The sequence below is a fragment of the Streptomyces sp. DI166 genome (assembly GCF_900091315.1).
Lineage (GTDB): Bacteria > Actinomycetota > Actinomycetes > Streptomycetales > Streptomycetaceae > Streptomyces > Streptomyces fuscus.
In genome coordinates this window covers 42,933-59,069 of sequence record NZ_FLSP01000009.1, presented here as the reverse complement: position 1 = coordinate 59,069, position 16,137 = coordinate 42,933, and the positions used below count along the sequence as shown (strand labels likewise).

The 16,137-nt window shown below is 70.8% G+C and carries 16 protein-coding genes and 1 pseudogene; 2 read left to right on the top strand and 15 right to left on the bottom strand.

Features of this window, described 5'->3' with window-relative positions; all coding sequences use genetic code 11:
- Positions 1–3 precede the first annotated feature (3 nt).
- The 7 genes from GA0115233_RS40110 to GA0115233_RS06925 all read right to left on the bottom strand — a co-directional run bounded on the left by GA0115233_RS40110 (position 4) and on the right by GA0115233_RS06925 (position 7,722).
- Positions 4–174: a hypothetical protein gene (locus tag GA0115233_RS40110; RefSeq protein WP_107406419.1), complete on the bottom strand. Its 171-nt coding sequence runs from the start codon at positions 172–174 to the stop codon at positions 4–6.
- A gap of 13 nt (positions 175–187) precedes the next feature.
- Positions 188–1,981 carry a serine/threonine-protein kinase gene (locus GA0115233_RS06950; protein WP_093719204.1) on the bottom strand — a complete coding sequence of 598 codons (1,794 nt, stop codon included), beginning with the start codon at positions 1,979–1,981 and terminating at the stop codon, positions 188–190.
- 245 nt (positions 1,982–2,226) lie between these two features.
- Complete coding sequence (locus tag GA0115233_RS06945; RefSeq protein ID WP_255310074.1) at positions 2,227–3,282, bottom strand: PASTA domain-containing protein; 1,056 nt, start codon at positions 3,280–3,282, stop codon at positions 2,227–2,229.
- Positions 3,283–3,442: 160 nt separating this feature from the next.
- Complete coding sequence (locus GA0115233_RS06940; protein ID WP_093719203.1) at positions 3,443–4,393, bottom strand: cytochrome c oxidase assembly protein; 951 nt, start codon at positions 4,391–4,393, stop codon at positions 3,443–3,445.
- Between the two features lie 104 nt (positions 4,394–4,497).
- Entirely contained in the window at positions 4,498–5,523 is a 1,026-nt protein-coding gene (locus GA0115233_RS06935; RefSeq protein WP_093719202.1) for a 6-phosphofructokinase, read from the bottom strand.
- Between the two features lie 215 nt (positions 5,524–5,738).
- The gene (locus GA0115233_RS06930) at positions 5,739–6,467 is read right to left on the bottom strand and encodes a type 1 glutamine amidotransferase (RefSeq protein WP_093719201.1); all 729 of its coding nucleotides are present in this window, start codon (positions 6,465–6,467) and stop codon (positions 5,739–5,741) included.
- A gap of 16 nt (positions 6,468–6,483) precedes the next feature.
- Positions 6,484–7,722, bottom strand: coding sequence for a MurT ligase domain-containing protein (locus GA0115233_RS06925; RefSeq protein WP_093719200.1), 1,239 nt, complete (start codon positions 7,720–7,722; stop codon positions 6,484–6,486).
- An 83-nt stretch (positions 7,723–7,805) separates the two neighbouring features.
- Here GA0115233_RS06925 and def point away from each other — a divergent pair, with 83 nt between their 5' ends.
- Positions 7,806–8,351, top strand: a complete 546-nt coding sequence (def, locus tag GA0115233_RS06920; protein ID WP_093719199.1) for a peptide deformylase — start codon at positions 7,806–7,808, stop codon at positions 8,349–8,351.
- 29 nt (positions 8,352–8,380) lie between these two features.
- Here the strand turns inward: def and GA0115233_RS06915 are convergent, their stop codons facing one another.
- Positions 8,381–9,025 (bottom strand): TetR family transcriptional regulator, encoded by a 645-nt coding sequence (locus GA0115233_RS06915; protein WP_093719198.1) that lies wholly within the window; start codon positions 9,023–9,025, stop codon positions 8,381–8,383.
- A gap of 172 nt (positions 9,026–9,197) precedes the next feature.
- On the opposite strand from GA0115233_RS06915, the gene GA0115233_RS06910 reads away from it, so the two are divergent.
- On the top strand, positions 9,198–10,424 hold the full coding sequence (locus GA0115233_RS06910) for an acyl-CoA dehydrogenase family protein (protein ID WP_093719197.1): 1,227 nt from the start codon (positions 9,198–9,200) through the stop codon (positions 10,422–10,424).
- A gap of 310 nt (positions 10,425–10,734) precedes the next feature.
- Here the strand turns inward: GA0115233_RS06910 and GA0115233_RS06905 are convergent, their stop codons facing one another.
- The 7 genes and pseudogenes from GA0115233_RS06905 to GA0115233_RS06875 form a co-directional block, all read right to left on the bottom strand.
- Positions 10,735–11,256 carry a cupin domain-containing protein gene (locus GA0115233_RS06905; RefSeq protein WP_093719196.1) on the bottom strand — a complete coding sequence of 174 codons (522 nt, stop codon included), beginning with the start codon at positions 11,254–11,256 and terminating at the stop codon, positions 10,735–10,737.
- A gap of 7 nt (positions 11,257–11,263) precedes the next feature.
- Entirely contained in the window at positions 11,264–12,478 is a 1,215-nt protein-coding gene (locus tag GA0115233_RS06900; protein ID WP_093719195.1) for a cytochrome P450, read from the bottom strand.
- Positions 12,475–13,539, bottom strand: a complete 1,065-nt coding sequence (locus GA0115233_RS06895; RefSeq protein WP_093719194.1) for a type III polyketide synthase — start codon at positions 13,537–13,539, stop codon at positions 12,475–12,477. The genes GA0115233_RS06900 and GA0115233_RS06895 overlap by 4 nt, the downstream gene beginning before the upstream one ends.
- A gap of 136 nt (positions 13,540–13,675) precedes the next feature.
- The gene (locus GA0115233_RS06890; RefSeq protein WP_093719193.1) at positions 13,676–13,906 is read right to left on the bottom strand and encodes a DUF6213 family protein; all 231 of its coding nucleotides are present in this window, start codon (positions 13,904–13,906) and stop codon (positions 13,676–13,678) included.
- Positions 13,907–13,931: 25 nt separating this feature from the next.
- Positions 13,932–15,326 carry an NADP-dependent succinic semialdehyde dehydrogenase gene (locus tag GA0115233_RS06885; protein WP_093719192.1) on the bottom strand — a complete coding sequence of 465 codons (1,395 nt, stop codon included), beginning with the start codon at positions 15,324–15,326 and terminating at the stop codon, positions 13,932–13,934.
- A 68-nt stretch (positions 15,327–15,394) separates the two neighbouring features.
- Positions 15,395–15,859 (bottom strand): NUDIX domain-containing protein, encoded by a 465-nt coding sequence (locus GA0115233_RS06880; protein WP_093719191.1) that lies wholly within the window; start codon positions 15,857–15,859, stop codon positions 15,395–15,397.
- Positions 15,856–16,122, bottom strand: a pseudogene (locus tag GA0115233_RS06875) (ATP-dependent DNA ligase); the annotation flags it as partial. The pseudogene GA0115233_RS06875 and the gene GA0115233_RS06880, both read right to left, overlap by 4 nt.
- Between the last annotated feature and the right edge of the window lie 15 nt (positions 16,123–16,137).

The following is a 16,137-nucleotide window of genomic DNA, read 5'->3' as shown; positions in this document are numbered from 1 at the left end:
CCGTCACGAACTACGCGTGACCACCATGCCGAGGGTGATCAGCCCGAGCACGACCCAGCCGAACCACAGCCAGCCGTTGCTGCCGAGCGCCACCGTGTAGGCCGTCACCGCGACCAGACCGCCGACGGTGAGCACCCCCATCGTCCGCGTAGAACTGTCCGTAGAACCGGGCATCGCAACACCCTCCTCATGGTTCGTCCCCCTCCATGGTGCCCCCGTTCTGCTTCCGCACGGTGCAGACGACCAAATGTGTGCCCGATTTCCAGCTGCCCTCGCTGACCCACCCGCCCGCCTCGTAGACGGAAGGGTCGAATCCGTAGTCCTGCGGCGGCACGTCCCGGGCGCAGATGTCCTCGGCCCGTTCCTTGCCCTCGTCGTACGTGACGTCCTCGCCCATTCGGGTGAATCCCAGCACCTGCTGGTGGTACCTCCCGGCACAGGACGCCAGCCGCACCTGCCCCTCCCGAGCCACGTCCAGACAGTCCCGTCGCTGCACGGTCGCCACGTCGGCGAAGAGCGCGCCGACCTCGCGGTACCCGGCCAGCGGGCCGTACACCGGCGCGTGTGCGCCCAGCACCAGACAGGCCGTACGCCGCCCGGCCGCCTCGAACCCCTCGTCCGTCGGCACCACGGCGAACGACCGCACGTCCGCCAGCCGCTCCCGCACCTCCCGCGTCCGCTCCTCACACATTTCGGCGCCCCTCTCCCGCGCCTCCCGCGCCGACGCGGTCTCGACGAACGCCATCACCTGCCCGTCCGGGATCAGATCCGTGCAGCTCCGGTCGAGGGCCAGTCCGGGGGTGCCCTCGAAGGGGGCGCCCGGCCAGGTGGCGATCACGCAGTCCCCGGCCACCAGCTCCTGAGCCAGCCCCACCTGGTCGCCGTACGGCAGCGCGGATCCCGTCGACCCCGTCGATCCCGTCCCGCCGTCCGGCCCGGCCACGGCGTACCAGACCCCGCCCCCGGCCAGCGCCAGCCCCAGCAGCCCGGCGAGCGCGGAGTGCAGCACCCGGCGCCTGGGGGCGCGGTGCGGGGGCGGGGGCGGTGGGGGAGCGGCGGCCCACTGCGGCTGCGATCCGAGGTCGGTCTGGGTCCTGGAGTACGCCGCGGCCTGCGGTACGACGATCCGGGCCAGCGCCGCCTCCGTCTGGGCCGCGGACGCCCGGGCCGCCGGGTCCTTCGCGAGCAGCGCGTGCACGATCGGCCCGAGCGCACCGGCGCGGGTGGCGGGCCGCGGCTCCTCCGCGACCACGGCCGTCAGTTCCGCGAGGTGCGACGGGCGGGCGAACGGCCCCTGCCCCTCGACCCCGAAATAGAGCGTGCACCCCAGCGAGAACAGATCGGCGGCCGGGGTCGGCGGGCCGCCCGTGGCCCGCTCGGGGGCGAGATATCCGGGGGTGCCCACGAGGGCGGAGGCCATGGTCCACCGGGTCTCCCCGGTGGCGGGCCGCACGGAGATGCCGTAGTCGGCGAGCAGCACCCTGCCGTACGGGGCGCCCGTGCGGTCCGGCGCCAGCAGGATGTTCGCCGGTTTCACATCCCGGTGCAGGACGCCCCGCTCGTGCCCGGCGGTCAGTGCGTCCAGCACGGCCAGCCCGACGCGGGCGCACTCCGCCGGGGCGAGCGGGCCGCGCTGCTCGACCAGGTCGCGCAGGTCCACGGCGCCCGCCACGTACTCCATGACGATCCAGGGCAGTTCCTCGTGCTCCAGCACGTCGTGCACGGTCACCACGTGCGGGTGGTCGCGCAGCCCCGCCGCGTGCCGGGCCTCGGCGCGGGCGCGGGCGACCCGGGCCTCCCGCTCGTGGGGCCCCTCGGCCGGGTCCGGGAAGACGATCTCCTTGAGCGCGACCTCGCAGGCGAGTCTCTGGTCGTGGGCCAGCCAGACATGTCCCATGCCGCCGCCCCCGAGACGGTGCAGCAGCAGATAGCGGCCGGCGATGACCCGGCCCACTCCCGATGTCGACGGTCCTGAATGCATCCACTGACTCCCGGGTTCCACGGGGTTCCACCTAGGTGCTCGCGCCGGTGCCGGGCGACTCGCTGGGCGGGGGTGGGGGCGGCGGCGACTCATCGGCCGTGGATGTGGCCGTCGTCGTCGCCGTGGTCGTCGTCGCCGTGGTCGGGGGAGGGGCGGTCGTGGTCGGCGGGGTGGTGGAGGGCGGTGGCGGCAGGCTGGAGACTGTCGGCGGGGGAGCGGAGCTGGTGGTCGGGGGCGGCGGCTTCTCAGAGGTCGGCGGCGGCTCCGAGGTCGGGGGCTGCTCGGAGGTGGGGGGCTGTTCCGAGGTGGGCGGTTGCTCCGAGGTGGGCGGGGGCGAGCTGGTGGTCACCGAGGAGGTGGACCCCCGAGCCCCCGGACGGCTCCGTCGGTCCCTCCTCCGGCTTGGACTGCGACGGCGTCGGCAGGTCCGGGGGCCCGGACGTCCGGGAGGCCTCCGCATCCTCCTCCTCCTCCGCCGCCGTCAGCGTCACGTACTCCCCGAACGCCAGCCGGCTCCCCGCGGCCGGGTCCGCCCCCGTCACCACGGCCCCGTCCGGCGGCTGTCCCTCCCCGCCGTACCGGACGGCGAGCCCCTGCTCCGTCAGCCGCGCCACGGCCTCCCCGACGGTGGCCCCCACGACCTCGGGCACCGCCCGCCGCTCGCTCGCGTCGAAACCCTTGTCGTCCTCGCCCGTCGTGCCCACCGGCCGGTCGATGCCCCGCTCGGGCTCCTCCACGTCGACCAGGGCCAGCCGCTCCAGTTTCCGCGGCGCGGGGCGCACGACGACCGCGGAAGCAACGTCGTAACCCTTCCACTTGTCGTTCCCGTGCTCGAACTTCACGGAAATCCTGCTCTTGTCGCCCTCGAAGGGGCGCAGCGGATTTCCGCACGAACACTTCACCGCGGGCTGCCCCTGGGTATCGACGAGAATGGCGATCCCCGCCTGGAGCAACGAGTCGAACGGGACTGCTTTTTCCTTCTTGTAGTCGTGGTTCCTCACCAGCGTGTCGTGACGCAGCAGAACAGGTGTGAGCCGGTCCAGATAATCCGGAATCCCGTCCCTGCCGATCCCCAGCACCTGCGCCCACACATCGGCCTTGCGCTCATTGGCCGGGTCCGTGAGGAAGTCCTCCAGCTTGTCGACGTCGCAGATCCTGGGCTTCCTGGAGCCCCCGTACAGACCGGGGCTGTCACCCCGCTGAAGACCTCCGCCGGCGCCGCGCGAAGGGACCCGGGCATCCTGCCCGAGCCCTTTGCTCTCGTCGAAAAAGGGTGCGAGCGACGGAACTCCCACCGCCACCGCCCGCACCGTGGCCGAAGCCCGGCCCACGTCACAGGCGCTCAGCGCCAGAACGCACACCAACAGAATTCGTACGCACATTCCTCGCGTCATTACCGCTCCCCCCGGCGGTTCCCCCGACGCGATTCATGCTACTGAACCGAAAAGGCTTTCCGGCGGGTTAGTTTCCCTTTGCGTTCAGTGAGGCCAAATAGGCGTTGTACGCCTCAAGTTCCTTGTCGCCGTCGCGGTCGGCGGCCCGGTCCTTCCGCTTCGCCTGCCGCTGTTCCGAGCCGTACCACTGGAAGAGCAGCGCGATCAGCACCAGCACGGACGGGATCTCGCTGAACGCCCAGGCGATACCGCCGGCCGCGTTCTGGTCGGAGAGCGCGTCGATGCCGAGCGAGGCGGGCGGGTTCTTGAACGTGTCGACCATCGGGGCGGACGCCATCATCAACGCGATGCCGAAGAAGGCGTGGAACGGCATGCCCGCGAACAGCTCCAGCATCCGCATCAGATAGCCCGGCCGGTGCGGGCCCGGGTCCACGCCGATGATGGGCCAGAAGAACACCACGCCCACGGCCAGGAAGTGCACCATCATCGCCACGTGCCCGGTCTTGGAGCCCATCAGGAAGTCGAAGAGCGGGGTGAAGTACAGTGCGTACAGGCTCGCGATGAACATCGGGATGGTGAAGCCCGGGTGGGTGACGACCCGCATGTAGCGGCTGTGCAGCAACGCCAGCAGCAGTTCGCGCGGACCCTTGTGGCCGCGCGCGGCGACCGGCAGCGCGCGCAGGGCCAGCGTCATCGGCGCGCCGAGCAGGATCAGGATCGGCGACAGCATGCTGATCACCATGTGCTGCACCATGTGCACGCTGAACATCACCATGCCGTAGTCGTTCAGCCTGGTGCACATCACCAGCATGATCGTCAGCACGCCCACGACGTACGACACCGTCCGGGCCGGTGACCAGGAGTCGCCGCGCCGCTTCAGCCGCACCACGCCCCACACGTACAGGACGAGCCCGGCCGTGCAGGCGATCAGGAAGAAGGGGTCCGCCGACCACTGAAGACCTCGCCCCAGCGTGAACGGCGGCAGATCCATCATCATGCCGTGCCCGCTGTGATCCATCCGGCGGCTCCTGTTTCGTGGAGGTTGTGCGATTCTGTCCGGCCCCCACACTAGAACGGCCCCCGGTCACCGCCGTGACCGGGGGCCGATAGTCCGCTACCGGACTACAGCACGCACTGCGCCTCCGCGTACCGGTTCTCCGGCACCGTCTTCAGCGTCTCCACGGCCTCGGCCAGCGACACCATCACGATGTCGGTGCCGCGCAGCGCCGTCATCATGCCGAACTCGCCGCGGTGCACGGCCTCCACCGCGTGCCAGCCGAAGCGGGTGGCGAGCACCCGGTCGTACGCGGTCGGCGTGCCGCCGCGCTGGACGTGACCGAGGATCACCGGCCGGGCCTCCTTGCCGAGCCGGTGCTCCAGCTCGATGGAGAGCTGGCGCGCGATGCCCGCGAAGCGCTCGTGGCCGTAGATGTCCTTGCCGCCCTCGTCGAACTCCATGGAGCCCGGCGCGGGCTTGGCGCCCTCGGCGGCGACGACGATCGCGAACCGCTTGCCCGCCTCGAACCGCTCGCCGACCTTGCGGGTCAGCTCCTCGATGTCGAAGGGGCGCTCGGGGACGACCACGGCGTGCGCGCCCGCGGCCATGCCGGAGTGCAGCGCGATCCAGCCGGTGTGCCGGCCCATGACCTCCACCACCAGCACCCGCTGGTGCGACTCGGCGGTGGTCTTCAGCCGGTCGAGCGCCTCGGTCGCCACGCCCACGGCCGTGTCGAAGCCGAAGGTGACGTCGGTGACCGCGATGTCGTTGTCGATGGTCTTCGGCACGCCGACGATCGGCAGGCCGCTGTCCGAGAGCAGCCGGGCCGCCTTCAGCGTGCCCTCGCCGCCGATCGGGATGATGGCGTCGAGCCCGAGCTCCGCCACATGCCCCTTGGCACGCTCCACGCCGTCACGCAGGTGCGAGGGCTGGACGCGGGAGGAGCCGAGGATGGTGCCGCCGCGAGCGAGGATGCCGCTCACCGCGTCGAGGTCGAGCTTGAGGTAGTCGCACTCCAGCAGGCCTTTCCAGCCGTCCCGGAAACCGATGACCTCGTCGCCGTGGTCGACGACGGCACGGTGCACGACGGACCGGATGACGGCGTTCAGGCCGGGGCAGTCGCCGCCAGACGTGAGGACACCAATGCGCATAGCCCGAAATACCTTCTCAACGTGGGCCGGGGACCGGACCACGTTGTCCGGCTTGATCCCGGCCACCCTACCGGCGTGAGGGGGTGGCACCGCACCGGGCGTCCGCCTGCTGGACGCGCCCGCACATGTGAGCGGACGAGCCGTCAGGCGGGCCCGGTACGTCACGGTGGCAGGGCCCGCTGGAATGCGGCTTCAGGACCTCTGGAGCGCCCCGGTCACGCGGGCTGCTGGGCGGCCGCGATGCGCTCGTTGCGCAGCGCCTCGTACCAGCGGTCGTCGGTCGGCGGCAGGGCGTTGACGTCCAGCGCCAGCTTCAGCAGCAGGTCGGCGATCTGCGGGTTCCGGGCGAGCACCGGGCCGTGCATGTACGTGCCGAAGACGGTGTCGTTGTACGCGCCCTCGGTGCCGTCGCCGGTGCCGTTGCCGCGGCCGAGGCGGACCTGGGCGAACGGGCGGGCCGTCGGGCCGAGGTGGGTGACGCCCTGGTGGTTCTCGAACCCGGTCAGCGGGGGCAGGCCGAGCCGCGGGTCGATGTCGGCGAGCACGTCACCGACGCACCGCTCGCCCTCGCCGCGCACCGACGTCACGTCCAGCAGACCCAGGCCGGGCTCGCGCTGGCCGAGGTCGTTGATGAACTCGTGGCCGAGGATCTGGTAGCCCGCGCAGACGGAGAAGACGATCGCGCCGTTCTCCACCGCCCGGTACAGATGGCCGTCCCGGCGCAGCCGCTCGGCCGCGAGCCGCTGCGGCCGGTCCTCGCCGCCGCCGATCAGATAGATGTCACCGGAGGTCGGGATCGGCTGGTCGCTGCGCACGTCGAGCCGGGCCACGTCCAGGCCGCGCTGGCGGGCACGGCGCTCCACGACCAGGACGTTGCCCTGGTCGCCGTAGGTGCTCAGCAGGTCGGGGTAGACCCACACGACCCGCAACTGGTTGTCGCTCACTTGTGTCCCCTGAGTGTCAGTTGCCGACGCGGCGGCGCAGGTCCTGGAAGGCGGTGTAGTTGGCGATGACCTCGATCCGGCCGGGCGGGCTCAGCTGGACCGCCTGGTCGAGGGTGTCGCAGACCTGGAACTGCTGGTTGGCGACCTCAAGGCGCACCGCGAGGTCGAGCTTGCGGTCACCGATGACACAGATCGGGTGCCCGGTCAGCCGCGTGTAGTCGACGTCCCAGAGCCAGGAGGTGTCGGTGCCGTCGGCGCTGCGGGCGTTCACCGAGAGGATCACCGGGGTGGGCGGCGGGTCGATCAGGGAGAAGGTCTCCAGCCAGCCGGCCGGGTTCTTCGCCAGCAGCAGACGCAGGTCGCGGCCCTGGAACTGGACCACGTCGTACCGTCCGGCCACCGCCTGCACCTGGTACATGCGCTCCAGGGCGACCTGCGGCGGCACCCCGAACACGGCGGCGACGGCGGCCGAGGAGGCGGCGTTGGCCTTGTTGGCGCGGCCCGGCAGCTGGAGGTGGATCGGCCAGGCCGAGCCGTGCGGGTCGAGGACGTGGTCGCCGGAGAGCGCCCAGCTCGGCGTCGGACGGCGGAAGCCGCACTCGCCGCAGAACCAGTCGTCGCCGGGCCGCTGCATCACACCGCCGCAGGACGGGCAGGACCAGGCGTCGTCCTTCCACATCTGACCGGCGGCGACCCAGATCACATTGGGGGAGGAGGACGCGGCCCACACCACCAGCGGGTCGTCGGCGTTGGCGACGATCACGGCCTTGGAACCGGCGAGCCCCTCGCGCCAGTTCTCGGCGAGCATCCGGGTCTCGGCGGCACGGTCGAGCTGGTCGCGGGAGAGGTTCAGCAGGGCGATGCACTTGGGGTCGGTGTCCCGGGCGACGCCCGCGAGGTACTTCTCGTCGACCTCGATGACGCCGTAGCGGGCGTCCGAGCCGCCGGCCAGCGCGGAGGTGATGCCCGCGGGCATGTTGGCGCCGAGCGCGTTGGAGACGACCGGGCCCGCGGCGCGCAGCGCCTCCGCGATGAGCCGGGTGGTGGTGGTCTTGCCGTTGGTCGCCGAGACCAGGACCACGTCCAGGTTCTGGGCGAGCCGGGCGAGGAGGTCGGGGTCGAGTTTCAGCGCCACCCGTCCGCCGATCACCGATCCGCTGCCGCGCCCCGCGGCGCGCGATGCCGCCGCGACCGCCTTGCCCGCGGTAACGGCGATCTTGGCCCGCGGAGTGAGCGGGTCCGAGTTGCCTGCCATCAGTCCTCGATCCTCCCAACGTCGTAGGTGGTCAGCCTATCGAGATCCATTCGCACTCCCGAATCGGCCGTAGTCTTGCGCCCATGCGACACGGCTCGATCCCCGGCGCCCACGGGCGTGTCCGGCCCCTCACCCTGTACGGCGACCCGGTTCTGCACGCCGCCGCCGGGGAGGTCACGGACTTCGGCCCCGAACTGGCGACGCTCGTCGAGGACATGTTCGCGACGATGTACGCGGCCCAGGGCGTGGGCCTCGCGGCCAACCAAGTCGGCGAGCCGCTGCGGGTGTTCGTCTACGACTGTCCCGACGACGAGGACGTACGGCATGTGGGCCATGTCGTCAACCCGCGCCTGGTCGAGGTGGACGGGGTGGTGGTACGCGGGCCCGAGGGCTGTCTGTCGCTGCCGGGGCTGGAGGCGGGGACGGAGCGCCACGACCACGCCGTGGTCGAGGGGTTCACGATGACCGGGGAGCCGGTGACGGTGCACGGGACCGGCTTTTTCGCGCGTTGTCTGCAGCACGAGTGCGACCACCTGGAGGGGACGGTGTACGCGGAGCGCGTGACGGGCTGGCGGTACCGGAGGCTGAGGCGCCAGGTGGAGAAGGCGTCCTGGCGCCGTCGGCCGTAGCGTTGTTCTCGGGGTCCTGACCGGGATGCTCAGAACCCCGGTCCGCCCATCTTGTCCCCCGCGGCGGCCAGGCGGCCCCACAGCAGGTCGGCCAGGCTGCGCACCAACTCGGCGCGGGAGCAGGGGCGTTCCCCGAGCCACCAGTCGCCGGCCGCGTGCATCATGCCGACGATGCCGTGGCCCCAGACCCGGGCCAGCTGCTGGCTGCCGGGGCCGAGGTCCAGCCGGTCCTCGATGACCTGCGCCAACTCCTCGCCCATCCGCCGCAGCAGGGGAGCGGAGTGCTTGCCGACGTCGAAGCCCTGGTCGCCGGACTGGCCGCCCTCCGCCGGATGCATGAGGAACCGGTACACCTGCGGGCGTGCCTCGATCGCGGCCAGGTAGGTGTCGAGGGTGGCCTCCACCCGCTCGCGCCGCTCGGCCGGGGCGTCGAGCGCGGCGCGCAGGGAGTCCAGCAGCGCGTCGGTGTGCCGCTTGGCGAGGGCCGCGTAGAGCCCGCCCTTGTCGCCGAAGTGCCGGTAGAGGATCGGCTTGGTGATGCCCGCCTCGGCGGCGATGGCGTTCATCGAGGCCTGCGGGCCGTCGCGCAGCACCACTCTGTCGGCGGCCTCCAGCAGCTCGCGCCGACGGCGATCGGCGGACCGCTGCTGCTCGGTCCGCTGTGTGGTGTCCATGTGCTCTCCCCACCCGTGCTGTTTCGGTGACGCCAGCGCAAACTAACACCCATCTCGGCCCTGACATCGAACGGGCTGCCGACCTGTCATCAGGAGTTGACTTTTCCTACTCGCTGGTAACAGACTGCGGTTACCCCAAGTAACATGCATGTGCGCCGCCGCTGGAGGGAACATGGCCGAGTTCACCATGGAGCTCAACGACGAACAGAAGGAGGTCCGCGACTGGCTGCACGGCTTCGCCGCCGATGTCATCCGGCCCGCGGCCGCCGAATGGGACGAGCGTGAGGAGACTCCCTGGCCGGTCATCCAGGAGGCCGCGAAGGTAGGCATCTACTCCCTCGACTTCTACGCGCAGCAGTACTTCGACCCCACCGGCCTCGGTATCCCGATGGCGATGGAGGAGCTGTTCTGGGGCGACGCGGGCATCGCGCTGTCGATCGTCGGCACCGGCCTCGCCGCGGTGGGCGTCCTCGCCAACGGCACCGAGGAGCAGATCGGCACCTGGATCCCCCAGATGTACGGCGACGCCAACGATGTCAAGGTGGCCGCCTTCTGCTCCTCCGAGCCCGACGCCGGCTCCGACGTCGCCTCCATGCGCACGCGTGCCGTGTACGACGAGGCCAAGGACGAGTGGGTGCTCAACGGCACCAAGACCTGGGCGACCAACGGCGGCATCGCCAACGTCCATGTCGTCGTCGCCGTCGTCGACCCCGAGCTGGGTTCCAAGGGCCACGCCTCCTTCATCGTCCCGCCGAACACCCCCGGCCTGTCCCAGGGCCAGAAGTTCAAGAAGCACGGCATCCGCGCCTCGCACACCGCCGAGGTCGTCCTGGAGAACGTCCGGGTGCCCGGCTCCTGCCTGCTCGGCGGCAAGGAAAAGCTCGACGAGCGCCTGGCCCGCGCCCGGGAGCGGGCCAAGTCGGGCGGCGAGCGGGTGAAGAACGCCGCGATGGCCACCTTCGAGGCGTCCCGCCCCGCGGTCGGCGCCATGGCGGTCGGCACCGCCCGCGCCGCGTACGAGGTGGCGCTGGAGTACGCCTCCACCCGTGAGCAGTTCGGCCGCCCGATCATCGACAACCAGGGCGTCGCCTTCCAGCTCGCCGACATGCGCACGCAGATCGACGCCGCCCGCCTGCTGGTCTGGCGTGCCTCCTGGATGGCGATCAACGGCAAGCCGTTCACCGCGGCCGAGGGCTCCATGTCCAAGCTCTTCGCCAGCGAAACCGCCAAGAAGGTCACCGCCCAGGCAATCCAGATCCTCGGCGGCAACGGCTACACCCGCGAATACCCGGTGGAACGCATGCACAGGGACGCAGCGATCTACACCATCTTCGAGGGCACAAGCGAAATCCAACGCCTGGTCATCGCCCGCACCCTCTCCGGGATGCAGATCCGCTAACGCGGCGCCCCCACTCACCCGGCAACACCGAAGGCCCCGGTCATCCGACCGGGGCCTTCGCGCTGTCCACCTGCGCCCGCCACTCGTTCCGGTCACAAGGCCGCCACACCGCCACCTCACCTTCACCACACCCCATACGGCGCAAAGCCGGTTGCCGGGGCGGACGCCAAGGGCGCGGGCAGTGACAAGGGGGAGGAGGCGGTGAAGAAGACGCAGGCCGAGGGGACATCCTGCTACGAATCCGACAACGGTCTGGTGACTGTGTACGGCGAAGACGGTGAGATGATCGCCAACGCCAACTTCTAGCCCTTCAGCGGTGCTTCAGCGGGGTGAGCTGTTCGATGTCGTAGCGGCGGCGTAGGTCCTCGATTGCCGTGTGGTCCGGTGGGCCGCCGGTGCTGAGGATTTCCAGTAGTTCCTCGAAGTAGCGTTCGTGGTCCGGGGGCGGGCTCGCCTGGAAGAACATCTTGGCGGGCCCGTCCGTCGGGTTGGCGAAGGCGTGTGGGCAGCCGGGGGGGACGACGATCACCGTGCCGGGGGTCGCCCGTACCACTCGGTTGCCCGAACTGGACTCCCAGCGCTGCCAGTTGTCGGGGGTGCGTACCTTCGGCTCGAAGGCGAGCACGTCCAGCTCGCCCTCCAGCACGTAGAACAACTCCTCGCTGCGGGTGTGCACATGGGCGCCCACGTCGAAGCCCGGCGGCACGACCACCTCGAAGGTGGACGCCGTGCGGGAGTGGGAGCCGGTGACCTTGAAGGTCACCTGCTGGGCCGGGGCCTCGACCACCCGGCCCGCACCCGGCGGCACCAGCAGGCCTTCCGTCGCCGTCATCGGTCGGTCACCACGTCACGGGCAGGGCCTCGGGACCGCGGATCAGCGCGCCCTTCCTGAACGGCACCTTCTCCGGCGGCACCGCGAGCCGCAGCCTGGGCAGCCGGTCCAGCAGCGCGTCCACCAGCAACTGCTCCTCCATCCGGGCCAGCATTCCGCCGGGGCAGTAGTGCGGGCCGAAGCCGAAGGACACGTGCGGGTTCGGCGAGCGGTCGAAGTCGATCGTCTCCGGGTACGGGAACACGTCCGGGTCCCGGTTGGCTGCCAGGTACGACACATAGATCGCGTCCCCGGCCCTGATCCGCACGCCCTGGATGCCTACGTCCTCCATGGCGATCCGGGACAGGCCCACCGCGTTGCGGTGCGGGATGTACCGCAGCAGCTCCTCGATGGCCTGCGGGCGGATCTCCGGCTCGGCGCGCAGCCGTTCCGCCAGATCGGGGCGGGTGAGCAGGACGTAGAACAGCTGCCCGCTGTTGTTGGTGACCGCCTCGCCGCCGATCTGGAGCAGCACCGCCAGGCCCACGGCCTCCTGCAGCGTCACCTCGTCCTGGCCGACAGCCGCGCCGAGCAGCGAGGCGACGTCCTCGGCGGAGCTGTTCTCGCGCTGCCCGATGAGGTCGGCGAAGTAGGCGCCCATCTCCTTCTTGGCCTTCTCGCTGACATCGGCGCCGTGGGAGGAGGACAGGATCAGCTGGGTCCAGGTGTGCATCAGGTGCCGGTCCCCGGCGGGCACCCCCATCAGCTCGCAGATCACCGCGATGGGGAACGGCGAGAGGACCGTCGCGGTCAGGTCGGCCGGGGGACCGTCCTGGATCAGTTCACTCACCAGCTCTTCCAGCATGCGCCGGGACCGCTCCCGGATCCGCTCCACGCCCTTGGCGGTGAACGCGGCCGCCACCGAGCGGCGCAGCCGGGTGTGGTCCGGCGGATCGAGGAAACCGACCGCGCCGCGCTCCGGGATGAAGTGCGGGGCGAGCCGGGTGACCGGCCGGTCCATCACCGCCTCGCGGCTGAACCGGGGGTCGTTGGTCACCGTCCGCACGTCCTCGTACCGGGTGACCAGCCAGGCCCAGCCCTCGCCGTTCGGCAGCTGGATCCGGGTGATGGGGCCCTCCCGCATCAGCTCGGTCAGCACCGGGTCGAACTCGACGCCCGACAGGTCCAGGGCCGGCCAGTGCCGGATCGGGGGGAGGATCTCGGTGAGTGTCTCTTCGGTCATGCCGCCTCTTCGTCCGTGCGCTGCCAGCGGCCGAGGCTCATCTCGGCGGTGATACCGGGTCCGAACCCGGCGAGCAGCCCGCGCGCCCGGTGCCGGGCCCCGCCCTCGTCGAACAGCCGGCGCAGCGCGTCGAGCACGACAGCGCTGGCGATGTTGCCGTACTCGGTGAGCGTGGCCCGGCTGAACCGGAAGGCGTGCGGGTCGACCTGGAGGAACTTGCTCAGGTCGTCCAGGATGCGGGGACCGCCCGCGTGGACTATGTAGAAGTCCAGGTCGGCCGCGTCCCAGCCGTGCAGGCCCGCGAGGTCCTGCAGCGCCGGGGCGAGCGGCTCCATGGTGGCGGGCACCCGCTTGTCCAGCTGGAAGTGGAATCCGGTGGCCCGGACGTCGTACATGATCCACTCCTCGGTCTTCGGGATCAGGTACGAGCCGTTGCGCTCCAGCGAGATGCCCTCGCCGCCGCGTCCGCGCACCACGGCCGCCGCGATCCCGTCGCCGAACAGGCCGTTGGAGAGCAGGTTGCCGATGCCCAGGTCGGTGGGCTGGTAGCACAGCGAGCAGAACTCGCAGGCCACGATGAGCGCGTTGGCCTCCGGGTAGGCCGTGCAGAAGTCATGGGCCCGGTTGATCGCCGCGCCGCCCGCCGCACAGCCCAGCTGGGCTATCGGTATCTGGCGGGTGGTGGCGTCGAAGCCCATCTCGTTGATCATCCAGGCCGTCAGCGAGGGCATCATGAAGCCCGTGCACGAGACGTAGATGATCACGTCGATGTCGGTGGTGAGCAGCTCGGCGTCGTCGAGCGCCCGCTGGACGACGGAGGGGACCCGGGACTTGGCCTCCGCCACGTAGATCTTGTTGCGCTCCTCGAAGCCGGGGTGCTTCAGCGTCTCCTCGATGGGCTGGACGATGTGCCGGGTGCGCACTCCCGTGTTCTCGATCAGCCGGAGCGCCAACGGCAGTTGAGGGTGATCGGAGTGACGCGAGCGCGCCAGCTCCAGCGTCTCCTCCATCGTGATCACATGCTCGGGAACGGACACCGAGGGTCTGCACAAAGTCGCCATGAACCGTGCCTGCTTTCGCCTCAGAAGGTGGTCCAGTCCACCTTCACCCCGGAGGTCGGCGACTTCGCGCGGGGCTACTCCGAACGCGCGACGAGGGTGCGACGGCGACGCGGCGAGGGCCGTGCGTACGGGGCCGCTACGGCGTGCCGCTGCTGTGCGCGATGCACGCCACGTCGATACGGTCCGCCAGCTTCGCCAGCTCGATCGTCAACGCGGCCACCGTGTCCTCGTCGAGGTCCTCCCCGGCCTCGACGAGGTGCAGCCAGCGGCCGCCCACGGTGCGCAACAACTTGCTGACGTCGGCCGCGGCCACCTGCAACGTCCCGCGGTCGTCGACGATCAGAGGCAGAGTCACTTCGCGGTTCACAAACGGGATGGTAGCCGCGCAGGTGTCACGCGCCGTGCCAAACCGTGGTGATGTTGCAGAACTCGCGGATTCCGTGCCCGGACAGCTCACGCCCGTACCCCGACCGCTTGGCGCCGCCGAACGGGAACGCCGGATGCGAGGCGGTCATCCCGTTCACGTACACGCTGCCGGCCTCCAGATCCCGCTCGAACCGCTCGACCTCGGCGTCGTCCCGCGTCCACACATTGGAACTCAGGCCGAACGGCGTGTCGTTGGCGATCAGCACCGCCTCGTCCAGGTCGCCCGCCCGGTACAGCGTCGCGACCGGCCCGAAGGCCTCCTCGCGGTGGATGCGCATCTCACGGGTGATGTCGGCCAGCACGGTCGGCGGGTAGTACCAGCCGGGCAGTTCCGGCCTGCGCAGCCGGTGGCCGCCGCACAGCGCCGTCGCGCCGCTGCGGGTGGCGTCGTCGACCAGCTCCTCCAGATCGGTCCGCCCCTGCTCGGTGGCGAGCGGCCCGACCTCGGTCTCCTCGTCCATCGGGTCGCCGACCTTCAGCGCCTTCATGCCCGCCACGAACCGCTCGGCGAAGGCCTCGTAGACGTCGGTGTGCACGATGAACCGCTTGGCGGCGATGCACGACTGCCCGTTGTTCTGCACCCGCGCCGTCACCGCGATCTGCGCGGCCCGGTCGAGGTCGGCGGAGGGCATGACCACGTACGGGTCGCTGCCGCCGAGCTCCAGCACGGTCTTCTTCACCATGTCCCCGGCGACCGAGGCGACGGCCCGGCCGGCCGGCTCGCTGCCGGTGAGGGTGGCCGCCTTGACCCGCTCGTCGCGCAGGATCTCCTCGACCGCGCCGGAGCCGATCAGCAGCGTCTGGAAGGCGCCCTCGGGACAGCCCGCCCGGTGGAAGAGGTCCTCCAGGTACAGCGCGGTCTGCGGGACGTTGGAGGCGTGCTTGAGCAGGCCGACGTTGCCCGCCATCAGCGCGGGCGCGGCGAACCTGATCACCTGCCACAGCGGGAAGTTCCACGGCATCACCGCCAGCACCGGGCCCAGCGGCCGGTAGCGGACCCGGGCCCGTACGGCGCCGGAGTCCCGGACGTCGGAGTCGTCGGGCACCTCGTCGGCGAGGAGTTCCTGGGCGCGCTCGGCGTACCAGCGCATCGCCTTGGCGCACTTGGCGGCCTCGGCGCGGGCCTGCCGGATCGGCTTGCCCATCTCGGTGGTCATCACCCGGGCGATGTCCTCCTGGTCCTGGTCCAGGAGGCCGGCGGCCCGGTTCAGCAGCCGGGCGCGTTCGGCGAACGTCGTCGTCCGGTACGTGCGGAACGTGGCCTCGGCGAGCTGGAGGCGGCGCTCGGTCTCCTCGGCGCCCATGGCCTCGTACGTCTTCAGCGTCTCGCCGTTCGCCGGGTTCACCGTTGCGATGGGCATGACTGACCTCCCGGGGAGCTGATGTGTTTCGACCTTCCCGCGCGGCGCCGGTGCCCGCAACGCGGAGTTCAGCCCGAGTGCTCCGCCAGCCGGTCGAGAAACGCCCCCTGCGCCTTGATGATCACCGCGCGGGCGCGGTCCAGCGGGAACCAGGCCACCCGGTCCAGCTCGGGGAACTCCGCCACATGTCCCGACTTCGGTGGCCACTCCATCCGGAAGGTCCCGGGTGTGACGGCGCCGGGATCGAGGTCCGCCTCGATGGCCCACACGGTGACGAGCTTGCCGTTGGACTGGCGGACCTCGCCGAGCGGCACCGCGTCCCCGTCGGGCGGCAAGAGCCCCAGCTCCTCCTGGAACTCGCGCCGGGCCGCGTCCCAGGCGGTCTCCGACTCCGGTTCGTACTCGCCCTTGGGCACGCCCCACGCCCCCGCGTCGCGGTGGGCGAAGAAGGGGCCGCCCATATGGCCGAGCAGTACCTCCGTGCCGCCGTCGCCGTCACGCCGGTAGAGCAGCAGACCGGCGCTGTACTTCACGGCTTCACCCCGGGGTGTGCCGAGAGCAGGGTCTCCACGGTGTCCGCCTCCTCGGGACGCTTGTCCTCCCGGTAGCGAACCACACGGGCGAAGCGCAGGGTGACGCCCGCCGGATAGCGGCTGGATTTCTGCAGCCCGTCGTAGGCGATCTCGACCACGAGTTCGGGACGGACCGTGACGACGTATCCGTTCTCCTCGACCGCGAGTTCCTGCAGCCGCTCGGTCTGCCAGGTCAGCATCGCGTCGGTCATGCCCTTGAAGGTCTAGAAGGGTTCACA

Bases quoted from the DNA above. Each gene is read 5' to 3' on its own strand.
- GA0115233_RS40110 (WP_107406419.1), bottom strand. From the start codon at position 174: ATGCCCGGTTCTACGGACAGTTCTACGCGGACGATGGGGGTGCTCACC.
- GA0115233_RS06950 (WP_093719204.1), bottom strand. From the start codon at position 1,981: ATGCATTCAGGACCGTCGACATCGGGAGTGGGCCGGGTCATCGCCGGC.
- GA0115233_RS06940 (WP_093719203.1), bottom strand. From the start codon at position 4,393: ATGGATCACAGCGGGCACGGCATGATGATGGATCTGCCGCCGTTCACG.
- GA0115233_RS06935 (WP_093719202.1), bottom strand. From the start codon at position 5,523: ATGCGCATTGGTGTCCTCACGTCTGGCGGCGACTGCCCCGGCCTGAAC.
- GA0115233_RS06925 (WP_093719200.1), bottom strand. From the start codon at position 7,722: ATGGCAGGCAACTCGGACCCGCTCACTCCGCGGGCCAAGATCGCCGTT.
- def (WP_093719199.1), top strand. From the start codon at position 7,806: ATGCGACACGGCTCGATCCCCGGCGCCCACGGGCGTGTCCGGCCCCTC.
- GA0115233_RS06915 (WP_093719198.1), bottom strand. From the start codon at position 9,025: ATGGACACCACACAGCGGACCGAGCAGCAGCGGTCCGCCGATCGCCGT.
- GA0115233_RS06910 (WP_093719197.1), top strand. From the start codon at position 9,198: ATGGCCGAGTTCACCATGGAGCTCAACGACGAACAGAAGGAGGTCCGC.
- GA0115233_RS06905 (WP_093719196.1), bottom strand. From the start codon at position 11,256: ATGACGGCGACGGAAGGCCTGCTGGTGCCGCCGGGTGCGGGCCGGGTG.
- GA0115233_RS06900 (WP_093719195.1), bottom strand. From the start codon at position 12,478: ATGACCGAAGAGACACTCACCGAGATCCTCCCCCCGATCCGGCACTGG.
- GA0115233_RS06895 (WP_093719194.1), bottom strand. From the start codon at position 13,539: ATGGCGACTTTGTGCAGACCCTCGGTGTCCGTTCCCGAGCATGTGATC.
- GA0115233_RS06885 (WP_093719192.1), bottom strand. From the start codon at position 15,326: ATGCCCATCGCAACGGTGAACCCGGCGAACGGCGAGACGCTGAAGACG.